At 71.6% G+C, this 12758-nt stretch carries 7 protein-coding genes; all 7 read left to right on the top strand.

All coding sequences use genetic code 11. From position 1 onward, the window contains the following. Positions 1–41: 41 nt before the first annotated feature. The 7 genes from pncB (at position 42) to OCJ37_RS17105 (ending at position 12599) form a co-directional block, all read left to right on the top strand. Positions 42–1226, top strand: coding sequence for a nicotinate phosphoribosyltransferase (pncB, locus tag OCJ37_RS17135; protein ID WP_263110896.1), 1185 nt, complete (start codon positions 42–44; stop codon positions 1224–1226). Positions 1227–1440: 214 nt separating this feature from the next. Beyond that, entirely contained in the window at positions 1441–1899 is a 459-nt protein-coding gene (locus OCJ37_RS17130) for a cellulose biosynthesis protein BcsD (RefSeq protein ID WP_263110895.1), read from the top strand. A gap of 50 nt (positions 1900–1949) precedes the next feature. Continuing rightward, a complete protein-coding gene (locus OCJ37_RS17125; protein ID WP_263110894.1) occupies positions 1950–2369 on the top strand; it encodes a hypothetical protein in 420 nt (139 codons plus the stop codon). 96 nt (positions 2370–2465) lie between these two features. Continuing rightward, positions 2466–4619 (top strand): UDP-forming cellulose synthase catalytic subunit, encoded by a 2154-nt coding sequence (bcsA, locus tag OCJ37_RS17120; RefSeq protein WP_263110893.1) that lies wholly within the window; start codon positions 2466–2468, stop codon positions 4617–4619. A gap of 41 nt (positions 4620–4660) precedes the next feature. Further along, positions 4661–6955, top strand: a complete 2295-nt coding sequence (bcsB, locus tag OCJ37_RS17115) for a cellulose biosynthesis cyclic di-GMP-binding regulatory protein BcsB (protein WP_263110892.1) — start codon at positions 4661–4663, stop codon at positions 6953–6955. Then, on the top strand, positions 6952–8112 hold the full coding sequence (gene bcsZ / locus OCJ37_RS17110; RefSeq protein WP_263110891.1) for a cellulose synthase complex periplasmic endoglucanase BcsZ: 1161 nt from the start codon (positions 6952–6954) through the stop codon (positions 8110–8112). Before bcsB ends, bcsZ begins: the two co-directional genes overlap by 4 nt. Continuing rightward, positions 8100–12599 (top strand): cellulose synthase subunit BcsC-related outer membrane protein, encoded by a 4500-nt coding sequence (locus tag OCJ37_RS17105; protein ID WP_263110890.1) that lies wholly within the window; start codon positions 8100–8102, stop codon positions 12597–12599. The genes bcsZ and OCJ37_RS17105 overlap by 13 nt, the downstream gene beginning before the upstream one ends. The last annotated feature ends 159 nt before the right edge of the window (positions 12600–12758 follow it).

Below are 12758 nucleotides of genomic sequence, written 5' to 3'. Positions count from 1 at the left end.
TACGAGGGCGAGCCGCTGACGCGGTGGCGCATAATGCCGCGATGATCATCGATTCGCTGCTCGACACCGACCTGTACAAGTTCACGATGATGCAGGCGGTGCTGCACCAGCATCCCGGCGCGCAGGTGGAATACCGCTTCAAGTGCCGCACACCGGGCATCGACCTGGCGCAGTTCCTGGAGCAGATCTCGGCCGAGATCGACGCGCTGTGCGCGCTGCGCTTCCGCGCCGAGGAGCTGGACTACCTGCGCGGCCTGCGTTTCATCAAGCCCGACTTCGCCGATTTCCTGGCGCTGTTCCACCTGGACCGCAAGTACCTGCAGCTGCACGCCTCGGCCACGGTGCCGGGCGAGATCGAGCTGCGCATCCGCGGGCCGTGGCTGCACACCATCCTGTTCGAGGTGCCGCTGCTGGCGATCATCAACGAGGTCTGGTTCCGCAACACCGGCGGCGACGACCATGCCGAGGGCCTGCGCCGGCTGCAGGCCAAGATCGCGCTGCTGCGCGACAGCGGCGGCTACGGCGGTTGCGCGATCGCCGACTACGGCACCCGCCGCCGCTATTCGCGGGCCTGGCACGGCGAGCTGCTGCCGGTGCTGCAGCAGACCCTGGGCGCGCAGTTCGTCGGCACCAGCAACGTGTACTTCGCCTGGCGCTACGGGCTGACCCCGCTGGGCACGATGGCCCACGAATACCTGCAGGCGTTCCAGGCGCTGGGCCCGCGGCTGCGCGATTCGCAGGCGGCCGCGCTGGAGTCGTGGGCGCGCGAGTACCGCGGCGACCTGGGCATCGCCCTGTCCGACGTGGTCGGGCTGGAGGCGTTCCTGCGCGACTTCGACCTGTATTTCTGCAAGCTGTTCGACGGCATGCGCCACGATTCCGGCGACCCGTTCGAATGGGGCGAGCGCGTGCTGGCGCACCTGCAGCAGCACCGGGTGGACCCGCGCAGCAAGACCCTGGTGTTCAGCGACGGCCTGGACATCGACAAGGTGATGCGGCTGTACGCGCATTTCCGCGATCGCTGCATGCTCGCCTTCGGCGTCGGCACGCACCTGACCAACGACCTGGGGCCGGCGCCGCTGCAGATCGTGATCAAGATGGTCCGCTGCAACGGCCAGCCGGTGGCCAAGCTCAGCGATTCGCCGGGCAAGACCCTGTGCGACGACCCGGCCTACCTGGCCTATCTGCGCCAAGTCTTTGACGTGGCGGCCGATCGTCAGGACTGAGACGTGGACGGCCGCTGTCGGGCCTGGGACCGCGAAACGAGGACGCGAGTCGCGCCGGCAGCCACTTTGCTGTGGTGCAGCATTTGGCTATGATGGGCTGGGAAAGTGAGATACGTGTCGCGTTGGTGGCAGGGTCGGCCATATTGGCATCAAGCTTGCTGAGTACCCTCGTGCGGCATCCGCCGTGCCATTTTTCCAACGCAGGCCGCATCCGATGAGCTCTTCCGAGCCCCAGACGCATTTCCGTACCCAGGCCTGCTCGCGGCAGTGGCGCGGCTTCCTGCGTGCGTTGGCGCAGGAGTTCGCGGCGGAGCTGGCGGCCGAGGACATGGCGCTGCTGATGGCGCGGATCGGCCGCCGGTTCGCCGCCGAACACCCGCTCGGCGCCTGCGCGACGCTGGAGGAGCTCCAGGCCGCGGCCAACCGGGTCTGGGAGCGGGCCGAGTGGGGCTACGTGCGTTTCGAGGAGCAGGCCGACCGGGTCGACCTGCACCACGTCGGCTCGCCGTTGCAGATCGCCCTGGCCGGGGAGACGGCCGGGGCCGATGGGTTCCTGGAAGGGGTGTACCACGCCTGGTTCGAGCAGGCCGGCATGTTGGCGGGTCTGGGGATCCGCGCGGTGCCGGTGGCCGACGAGGACGTGCGCCGTTTCGTGCTGTGCCGGGTGGCCTGACGTGGGTACTCGATTTCACCAGTTGCAAAAATCATCTTAGGGGGTGATCGATGTCCAAGCAGACCGACCACGCCGTCGCCGATGCGGCCGACGACATTTCCAGCCTGTTCGCCAAGCTCGGCAGCCAGGGCGCCAGCGCCTACCAGGATTTTTCCGGGGCGCGGCTGAGCGCGCCGGAGCCGGTGGCCGCCGAGGCGCCGCCTCTCGCCGAACCGCTGCCGCAGCTTGCGCCGGCCTCCGTGCCGACGCTGTCGGTGGTGCGTGCGCCGGCCGAGTCCAACCCGGTGGTGGCGCTGTCCGCGGCCAGGCCGGCGGCCGAGCCGGCCACCGCGGCGGTGCAGGAAGTCGCGCCGCCAGCGTCGGCCAGCGTGGCCACGCCGCTCACGCATCTGTTCCAGCGCCTGCTCGACACCGGCCGCGATCGCGTGCCGACGCCCGACAGCCCGCTCAAGCGGTTCCAGATCCGCTGACGCGTGCGCGCGCCGCTGGCGCCGCGTATCGTTAGTCCTGGCGTCGCGCGAAGGGGAAAGCGCGCGGCGCGTCGCCTCCCTCGCTAGGAATCGCTGATGAGCGCTGCGCCCGCATCGCGTACCGGTCAACCCATGCACACGCTGGCCACCTGGTCGCTGTGGGCGCTGGGCGCCTTGTTGTTGGTGTTCGTGGTCGCCATCCCGATGGACGTGCCGCAACAACTGCTGTTCTCGCTGGTGGTGTTCGCCGCGGCGATGCTGCTGCGCCGCAGCGGCAGCCGGCTCGCCGTGCTGGTCATGATGGCGCTGTCGCTGGCGGTGTCCTCGCGCTACATCTGGTGGCGCATCACCCAGACCGTGGGGGTGAGCAGCGCGGTCGATCTCAGCCTGGGCCTGGGCCTGCTGCTGGCCGAGGTGTATGCCTTCACCATCCTGGTGCTGGGCTATTTCCAGGTGCTGTGGCCGCTGAACCGGCGCCCGGTGCCGTTGCCCGCCGACCAGGCCGAATGGCCGACGGTGGACCTGTTCATTCCCACCTACAACGAGCCGCTGTCGGTGGTGCGCTCCACCATCCTGGCCGCCAGCGTGATGGACTGGCCGGCGGACAAGCTCAACATCTACCTGCTCGACGACGGCCGCCGCGAGGAGTTCCGCGCGTTCTGCGCGCAGGCCGGCATCCACTACCTCACCCGCACCAACAACTTCCACGCCAAGGCCGGCAACATCAACGCCGCGCTGAAGAAGTCCAGCGGCGAATACGTGGCGATCTTCGATTGCGACCACATCCCGACCCGCTCGTTCCTGCAGGTGGCGATGGGCTGGTTCCTGCGCGACCGCATGCTGGCGGTGGTGCAGATGCCGCACTACTTCTTCTCGGCCGATCCGTTCGAGCGCAACCTCGGCAACCACGGCAAGGTGCCCAACGAGGGCGAGCTGTTCTACGGCCTGCTGCAGGACGGCAACGACCAGTGGGACGCCACGTTCTTCTGCGGCTCGTGCGCGGTGATCAAGCGCAAGCCGCTGGAGGAGGTGGGCGGGGTGGCGGTGGAGACGGTCACCGAGGACGCGCACACCGCGCTGAAGCTGCACCGGCGCGGCTACCGCAGCGCCTACATCACCGTGCCGCAGGCCGCCGGCCTGGCCACCGAGAGCCTGTCCGGCCACGTCGCCCAGCGCATCCGCTGGGCGCGCGGCATGGCGCAGATCGCGCGGCTGGACAACCCGCTGTTCGGCAAGGGCCTGCGCCTGTCGCAGCGGCTGTGCTACGCCAACGCGATGCTGCATTTCTTCTACGGGCTGCCGCGCATCATCTACCTGACCGCGCCGCTGGCGTTCCTGTTCTTCGGCGCGCACGTGATCCACGCCTCGGCGCTGATGATTCTGGCCTACGCGCTGCCGCACATCCTGCAGGCCAACCTGACCAACCTGCGCACCCAGGGCAAGTTCCGCCACCTGCTGTGGAACGAGGTCTACGAGACCACGCTGGCCTGGTACATCCTGCGCCCGACGCTGGTGGCGCTGTTCAATCCCAAGCTCGGCAAGTTCAACGTCACCCCCAAGGGCGGCCTGGTCACGCGCAGCTATTTCGACCGGCAGATCGCTAAGCCCTACCTGTTCCTGCTGGTGCTGAACCTGGCCGGCCTGGCCGCCGGGGCGATGCGCCTGATCTACACCGACGCCACCGGCGAGGCGCAGACGATCTGGTTCAACCTGGTGTGGACCGTCTACAACGTGCTGCTGCTCGGCGCCACCATCGCCACCGCCAGCGAGATGCGCCAGGTGCGCCGCTCGCACCGCGTGCCGCTGGACATCCCGGCCACGCTGTACCTGCCCGACGGCCAGCAGCTGGCCTGCCGCACCGCCAACTTCTCCACCGGCGGCATGGCCTTGAAGCTGGTCGAAACCGCGCCGGTGGAACCGGAGACGCTGGTCGACGTGGGCCTGTCGCACCGCAATGTCGAAAAGCGCCTGCCGGCGATCGTGCGCCACGACCGCGACGGGCATGTCAGCGTGCAGTTCCGTGCCATGTCGATCGAGCAGGAGCGCTGGCTGGTCGCCTGCACGTTCGCCCGCGCCGACATCTGGGTGTCGCAGTGGGGCCGCCACGACCGCGACCACTTCTGGAAGTCGATGGGCCAGGTGTTCGCGGCGAGCATGCGCGGCTTCAAGCGCCTGGGCCAGCACATCGGCGACAGCGTGCGCGGCGGCTTCCGCCCGGCGCGCCCGGCCGGCGAGGAATCCGCGCCGTGAGCCGCCCGTCTCTTCTTTCCTCTTTTCCCCGGTTGCCCTCGATGCGTCTACCTGCCCTGGCCGCGTGCTGCCTCACCTTCCTGTCCGGCCTGGCGCTGGCGCAGGCGCCGACGTTGCCGGCCGCTGCGCCGGCAGCGCCCGCCGACACCGGCGCGCCGGCGCCGGCCGCGCCGACGCTGGGCGTGCAGGAGCGGTCGGCGACGCTGAAACAGCTCGGCATGGACTACGAAGTCACCCTGCGCGGCATCCAGGGCAACGCCGGCGTGGCCTTCAGCACGCGCACCGACGAAGTGGTGGAGGCGGCGACGCTGCACCTGCGCTACAGCTACTCGCCGGCGCTGCTGCCGGAACTGTCGCACCTGAAGGTCACCGTCAACGGCGTCACCGTGGCGACCCTGCCGGTGAGCCGCGAGAACGCCGGCAAGCTGCAGCAGACCGAGGTGCCGATCGATCCGCGCCTGGTCAGCGACTACAACCAGCTCAACCTGCAGCTGATCGGGCACTACACCCGCGAATGCGAGGACCCCGACCACACCAGCCTGTGGGCGAACATCGACCCGGCCACGCGGCTGTCGCTGAGCACCACGCCGCTGGTGCTGGCCAACGACCTGGCGCTGCTGCCGGTGCCGTTCTACGACAAGCGCGACACGCGCCGGCTGGAGTTGCCGTTCGTGTTCCTGCAGCGTCCTGGCCTGGCCACGCTGCGCAGCGCCGGCATCGTGTCCTCGTGGTTCGGCGCGCAGGCCGGTTACCGCGGCGCGCTGTTCAACGTCTCCGTCGGTGAGCTGCCGGCCACCGGCAACGCGGTGCTGTTCGCCACCGCGAACACGCTGCCGGCGGAGCTGGTCACCGCCGAGAACGGCCTGGGCGAGATCGCCGGCCCGACCCTGGCGGTGCTGACCAATCCGCGCGATCCGGCCGGCAAGCTGCTGCTGGTGCTCGGCCGCAACGACGCCGACCTGCAGCAGGCGGCCACCGCGCTGGCGCTGGGCACGCCGTTCAACGGCGCCGTGGCCAGGATCGGCGAGCTGAAGCAGGCGCAGCCGCGCAAGCCCTACGACGCGCCGAACTGGATCTCCAGCGACGGCCCGGTGCGCTTCGCCGAGCTGGTCGCGCAGACCGCGCAGCTCAACGTCAGCGGCTACCACCCGGACCTGATCCGGGTCGGCCTGCAGCTGCCGCCGGACCTGTTCGTGTGGCAGCGCGACGGCATCCCGGTCAACCTGCGCTACCGCTACACGGTGCCGGACGCGCAGAACAAGTCCGCGCTCAACGTCAGCATCAACGACGCCTTCGTCACCACGCTGCCGCTGAGCGGGCGCGCGTACGCCGAATCGCTGCCGCTGCAGTGGTGGCACGACCTCAAGGCCAAGGGCGCGATGCCGGTGGAGCAGAAGCTGCTGCTGCCGACCGGCCCGTTCTCGGCCAACAGCCAGCTGCGCTTCCACTTCTTCTTCGACCGGCCGCAGGCCGAGGCGTGCAAGAACACCTTCCCCGACGTGTCCGGCGCGATCGACGCCGATTCGAGCGTGGACCTGAGTTCGTTCCACCACTACATGGCGATGCCGAACCTGGCCGCGTTCGGCAATGCCGGCTACCCGTTCACGCGCCTGGCCGACCTGTCCGAATCCACCATCGTGGTGCCCGACGAGGCCAGCGACCAGGACGTGGCCAACCTGCTGACCCTGCTCGGCAAGCTCGGCGCGTCCACCGGCTACCCGGCGCTGCGCGCCACGCTGATCCATGCCGGCGAGGTGGACCAGCACGCCGACAGCGACCTGCTGGTGTTCGGGTCCTCGCGCTCGCAGCCGCTGTTCCAGCGCTGGAGCGAGCACCTGCCGATCGGCGACGGCGCCAGCGGCCGGCGCTTCTCGATGAGCGACTGGGTGATGGACAAGCTGCCCGGCTTCCTGTCCTTCGACGCGCGCCGCACCGACCTGCCGACCACCGCCGAGGTGGCGGTGAAGCCGGCCCCGGGCGACGTGGTGCTGATGGGCTTCGAATCGCCGCTCAAGCAAGGGCGCAGCGTGGTCGCGCTGCTGGCCGAGGACCCGGCCAGCGTCGGCGAGCTGTTCGAGGCCTGGTTCGAGCCGGCCACGCTGAAGGATTTCCAGGGCAGCGTGGTGCTGTTGCAGCAGGGCAAGATCCGCAGCCTGGCCGGCAACCAGACCTACTACGTCGGCCACCTGCCGCTGCCGACCTGGGCGCGCTGGTACTTCTCGCAGCATCCGCTGCTGCTGGGCCTGGCGGTGGTGCTGCTGAGCCTGCTGCTGGCGCTGGCCGCGCGCGTGGTGCTGCGCCGGCACTCGGCGCAACGGTTGCGGGAAGGGCAATGACCCCGCACGCGCGACAGCGCCGCCGTCTGCTCGGCGGCGCGCTCGCCGCGGGCGCGGCCGCGCTGCTGCCGCCGGCGCAGGCCGTCGCCGCGGCGGCGTGCGCGCCGTGGCGCGAGTGGGCGAGCTTCGTCGACAAGCACATCGACGACGGCGGGCGGGTGATCGATTTCAGCAACGCCGACCAGCGCAGCACCTCCGAAGGCCAGTCCTATGCGCTGTTCTTCGCGCTGGTGGCCAACGACCAGGTGCTGTTCGAACGGCTGCTCGGCTGGACCCGGCACAACCTCAGCGGCGGCCGCCCGCAGCAGGTGCTGCCGGCCTGGCTGTGGGGCCGCGCCGGCGACGCCAGCTGGCGCGTGCTCGACGCCAACACCGCCAGCGATGCCGACCTGTGGATCGCCTACACCCTGCTGGAAGCCGGGCGCCTGTGGAAGCGCCCCGGCTACACCCAGGCCGGCATGCAGATGCTGGCGCTGGTGCGGCGCCACGAACTGGCCGAGCTGCCCGGCTTCGGCGGCATGCTGCTGCCGGCGCTGCAGGGCTTCGTCAAGCCGCAGCGCTGGACGCTCAATCCCAGCTACCTGCCGATCCAGTTGCTGCGCCGTTTCGCCGCCGCCGATCCGAAGGGCCCGTGGGCCGGGCTGGCGCAGCGCAGCGCGCGCCTGCTGCGCGACAGCGCGCCGGTCGGCTTCGCCCCGGACTGGATCGCCTGGGACGGCCGCGCGTTCGTCGCCGATCCGGACAAGGGCGCGCTGGGCAGCTACGACGCGATCCGCGTGTACCTGTGGGCCGGCATGCTCGACGCCGGCGAGCCGCTGCGCAAGGCGTTGCTCGCCGACCTGTCCGGGCCGTTGCGGCAACTGCAGGCGCAAGGCCAGTTCAGCGAGAAGGTCGACACCCGCCTGGGCGTGGGCAGCGGCACCGCGCCGGCCGGCTTCGCCGCCGCGCTGCTGCCGTACCTGAGCGCGCTGCGCGAGCCGGCGCTGCTGAAGGCGCAGGCGCAACAGATTCCCGCGCCCGGCGACGCCGCCGCGGCCAGGCTTCCCTATTACGATCGGGTGCTGATCCTGTTCGGCCGCGGCTGGCTCGACAACCGCTATCGCTTTTCCGCAGACGGCCTGCTGCAGCCCGCCTGGAGAACCCAATGTTCCGCATGACCCTCAAGCCCCTGTACCTGGCCGGCATGATCGACCTGTGCCTGCTCGCCGGCACCGCGCACGCGCAGTCCGGCAACGCCACCCAGCAACTGGTCAGCCAGGGCAACTACTGGCACGACCAGGGCCGCGACGACCTCGCCGCCGACACCTGGCGCAAGCTGCTGCGGGCCGACCCGAACCAGCCCGACGCGCTGCTCGGCCTGGCCCAGATCGACCTGGCGCAAGGCCGCCAGGGCGAGGCGCGCAAGCGCCTGCAGCAGTTGCAGAAGGCGCATCCGCAGGCGCCGCAGACCCAGCGCCTGAGCCAGGCGATCGGCGGCACCGGCGAGAGCCTCAACCTGCGCAACGCGCGCCGCGCCGCCGCGGCCGGACGCTACGTGGACGCCGTGCGCGAATACCAGGCGCTGTTCGCCGGCAAGGCGCCGCCGGAGCACCTGGCGCTGGAGTACTACCAGGCCCTGGCCGGCACCCCGCAGGGCTGGGAAGGCGCGCGCGACGGCCTGCGCCGGCTGGCCGCCGCGCAGCCCAGCAACAGCGCCGCGGCGCTGGCGCTGGCGCAGGTGCTGACCTACCGCGAACCGTCGCGGCGCGAAGGCATCGCCCAGCTCGGCGCGATGAGCAAGCGTGCCGACGTCGGCGGTCCGGCGCGCGCGGCCTGGCGCCAGGCGCTGCTGTGGCTCAATGCCGGCAGCGCCGATGCGCCGCTGTACCAGGCGTTCCTGGCGGCCAACCCGAACGATGCCGAAGTGGCCAACAAGGCCGCGCAACTGCGCCAGCAGCGCGCCGCGCAGGCCGCCGACCCGGCCGGCGAGCAGCTCGGCGAGGCGTTCAAGGCGCTCAACGCCGGCAACCTCGCCGTGGCCGAGCAGCGCTTCACCCAGGTGCTGCGCGCGCGTCCGCGCGATGCCGACGCGCTCGGCGGCCTGGGCTCGATCCGCCTGCGCCAGCAGCGCTTCGGCGAGGCGCAGGAGCTGCTGCGCCCGGCCGCGGCCGGCAACGGCAAGTGGCGGTCGGCGCTGGACAGCGCGCGCTACTGGCTGCAGCTGCAACAGGCGCAGGCCGCACGCGGCCGCGGCGACAGCGACGACGCGCTGCGCCTGGCCCAGCAGGCGCTGAAGCTGCAACCCGGCGAAGCCGCCGGCCACGTGCTGCTCGGCGACCTGCAGGCGGCCAGCGACGCCGCCGCGGCCGAACGCAGCTACCGCCAGGCGCTGGCGCTGAGCGCCGACGACGCCGGCGCGCTGCAGGGCCTGATCGGCCTGTACAGCCGCCAGGGCCGCGCCGAGGAGGCCAGTGCGCTGTTCGCCCGGCTCAGCCCGGCGCAGCGCGAGAAGGCCGGCGGCGAAGCCGCGCTGCGTTCCAACGTGCAGCGCGCCCGCGCCAAGCAGGCGCTGGAGGCCGGCGACACCGTCACCGCGCAGAGCGAACTGGAAGCGGCGATGGTCGAGCGCCCCGGCGATCCGTGGGTGCGGCTGGACCTGGCCCGGCTGTACCAGCAGGCCGGGCGCCCGGACCAGGCGCGCAGCGTGATGGACGGCCTGCTCGCGGTGCACGGCGACATGCCCGAGGCGCTGTACGCCAACGCGCTGCTGGCACAGGAGCGCGGCGACTGGGCCAGCGCCTACGCCAGCCTGGAACGCATCCCGACCGCGGCGCGCACCGCAGAGATGAGTGCGCTGCGCAACACCGCCTGGGTCGAGCAGCAGGCCGCGCAGGCGCGGCTGCTGCAACAGCAGGGCCGCGCCGGCGAAGCGCAGTTGCTGCTGGCGCGCACCGAGGCCGCGCTCGGCGGCGCGCTGGAGCAGCCGGCGCTGCTGGCGTCGATGGCCGGCGCCTATGCCGACATCGGCAGCAACCCGCGCGCGCTGACCCTGGCGCAGCGCCTGGTCGCGCAGAATCCCAACACCGAGGCGCGGCTGCAGTACGCCAGCGTGCTGCTGCGCGCGCAGCAGGATGCCGAACTGGCCGCCACCCTGCGCCAGTTGCGCGACACCGACATGAGCGCCGAGCAGCAGCGCCGCTACCAGGCGCTGCGCAGCGGCTACACGCTGCGCCAAGTGGACGCGCTGCGCGAGCTGGGCAACCTGGAAGCGGCGTACGACGCGCTGGCGCCGCTGCTGGCGCAACAGACCCAGGACCCGAAGGCGGTGGCCGCACTGGCGCGGCTGTACGCCGGCGCCGGCGACCAGCGCCAGGCGCTGGTGCTGTACCAGCAGCAGCTGCAGCAATCGCCCAACGACCTGGACACGCTGATCGCCGCGGCCAACACCGCCGCCGCGCTGCGCGACCTGGACAGCGCCGAGGACTACCTGCAGCGCGCGCTGGCGCAGGCGCCGGATTCGCCGGCGGTGCTGAGCGCGGCCGGCCGCGTGTACCGCAGCGCCGGCAAGAACCGCAAGGCCGAAACCTATTTCCGCGCCGCGCTGGCGGCGCAGGCGCGCGAGGCCGGGCAGTACGACAACGGCCTGCCGGCCGCCAACGGTCCGGCGTCCTCCGCCGGCGCCGGGCGTCCGCTGAATCCGTTCGCCGGCATGAGCGGACGCATGCCGCGCAGCGCGGCGGTGGTCTCCGACAGTCTCGGCGGCGCCTATTCCGCGCCGTCCTACGCCACCGACGCACGCGCCGCGTCGCCGGCCGCGCTGGCGGCGGGCGGTAGCGCCTCCGCATCCGCCTATCCCGGCGACGACCTGCCGCCGCCGGCCAGCGCCAGCGCCGCGGCCGTGCAGTTGGCGGCGCTGCCGGTGCCGGGCCAGCGCGCACCGGCCGCGCGCCTGGCCCCGGCCTACGCTCCCGACGACCGCGTTGTGGCGACCGGCGCCGCGCGCCAGGCGCAGGCCGCGCCGGCGCGCAGCGGCAGCGTGCTCGACGAACTGCGCGAAGTGCAGGCGGAGAACAGCGACAGCCTGGCCGCCGGCGCCCTGTACCGCGCGCGCGACGGCGAGGCCGGGCTGGGCAAGTTGAACGACCTGGAAGTGCCGCTGCACGGCGAGTTCGCGGTCGGCGAGGGCAAGCTCAGCGTCGACGTCACCCCGACCCTGCTCGACGCCGGCACGCTCGACACCGCCTATTCCACCGCCAGCCGCTTCGGCGCCGGCTCGAACGCGGCGCTGGGCGATGCGCTGGCCGCCGACCGCACGCCGATCGACGCGTTGATCGGCAGCGACCTGTACCAGCTGCTGCTCACCGAAGGCGACAGCAACGCCACCCGCAACGCATTGCGCGCCTACGCGGTGAACACCGGCCTGTACAACGCGTTGTACAACGACACCGACGCCACCTTGACCAACGCGCAGCGCGAGGCCGCGGCGCTGCAGGCGCTGTATGCCGAACCGCTGTCGGCGTTCCTGCTCGGCAACGTCGCCGCGGACGTGTCGATCGGTACCCTGGCCAGCGCCATCCTCGGCGACGCCTCGCGCAGCGCCGACCTGAGCGCGGCCGACGTGGCGCGCTTCCGCGCGCTGGCCGCCAACACCACCGCGGCCAGCCTGACCCCGGCCGGCTTCAGCCAGGCGCTGTACACGATGGCCGCCAACGGCGCCGGCGCGCGGCGCCTGGACCAGGACGCCAGCGGCGTCGGCGTCGCGGTGAAGTACCGGAACGGCGGTTTCGCCGCCGACCTCGGCAGCACCCCGGTCGGTTTCCCCGAACAGCGCATCGTCGGCGGCGCCGGCTACCGCGGCCAGATCGGCGACACCCTGACCTATTCGGGGCAGGTGTTCCGGCGCGCGGTCAGCGACAGCCTGCTGTCCTTCGCCGGCGTCGACGACGGCCGCGCCGGGCTCGGCTGGGGCGGCGTGACCAGCAACGGCGTGCGCCTGTCGGCCACGCTCGACAACGGCCTGCTCGGCGGTTACGCCAACCTCACCGCCGACCGCCTGGTCGGGCGCAACGTCGCCGACAACGACCACCGCCAGGTGGACCTGGGTGTGTACGTGCACGCGCTGGAGACCGAGAACCAGTCGCTGACCGCCGGCCTCAACCTGACCGCGATGCAGTACGACAAGAACCTCAGCGGCTACACCTACGGCCAGGGCGGCTACTTCAGCCCGCAGGACTACGTCGACCTCGGCTTCCCGGTGCACTGGAGCGGGCGTTCGTCCGGGCGCAAGGTCAACTGGAGCGTGGACGCCAGCGTCGGCGTGCAGCATTTCCGCAGCGACGACAGCCCCTACTTCCCGACCAGCGCGCAGATGCAGCAGGCCGCCTACGACGCCGCCTCGCTGGCCGCGCTGCTCGGCCTGGTCGACACCTACACCGCGCCGGTCTACGCCGGGCAGAGCAAGACCGGCGTGTCCTACAACATCGCCGGCGCAGCCGAATGGCAGCTGGCGCCGCAACTGTTCCTGGGCGGGCGGCTGATCTTCAACAATGCCCGCGACTACAACCAGTTCAGCACCAACGTCTACGTGCGCTTCGTGCTCGACCGCCTCGGCGCCGGCCTCGGCCGCCGCCCGCAGGTGCTGGCCTCGCCGTACGCGGGGGAGTAGGGCGGGGCTGTGCAGGCGCTTGCGCTTGGGGGCTGGGGCACTGTGGGGAGGGGTTTCGGCCTCGACACCATCCGGCGCGGCCAGGTCTGCGGCTTCGTTCGTCGCGACTGAAGTCGCTCCTACAGTGGGCTTGCGGATGGTTGGCTGGATGCGCTGTGG

This window comes from Xanthomonas sp. AM6 (assembly GCF_025665335.1).
Taxonomy (GTDB): Bacteria; Pseudomonadota; Gammaproteobacteria; order Xanthomonadales; family Xanthomonadaceae; genus Xanthomonas_A.
This window is presented reverse-complemented; position numbering and strand designations above follow the sequence as displayed.

Coding starts and splice junctions, on each gene's coding strand:
- pncB (WP_263110896.1), top strand. CDS start 42: ATGATCATCGATTCGCTGCTCGACACCGACCTGTACAAGTTCACGATG.
- OCJ37_RS17130 (WP_263110895.1), top strand. CDS start 1,441: ATGAGCTCTTCCGAGCCCCAGACGCATTTCCGTACCCAGGCCTGCTCG.
- OCJ37_RS17125 (WP_263110894.1), top strand. CDS start 1,950: ATGTCCAAGCAGACCGACCACGCCGTCGCCGATGCGGCCGACGACATT.
- bcsA (WP_263110893.1), top strand. CDS start 2,466: ATGAGCGCTGCGCCCGCATCGCGTACCGGTCAACCCATGCACACGCTG.
- bcsB (WP_263110892.1), top strand. CDS start 4,661: ATGCGTCTACCTGCCCTGGCCGCGTGCTGCCTCACCTTCCTGTCCGGC.
- bcsZ (WP_263110891.1), top strand. CDS start 6,952: ATGACCCCGCACGCGCGACAGCGCCGCCGTCTGCTCGGCGGCGCGCTC.
- OCJ37_RS17105 (WP_263110890.1), top strand. CDS start 8,100: ATGTTCCGCATGACCCTCAAGCCCCTGTACCTGGCCGGCATGATCGAC.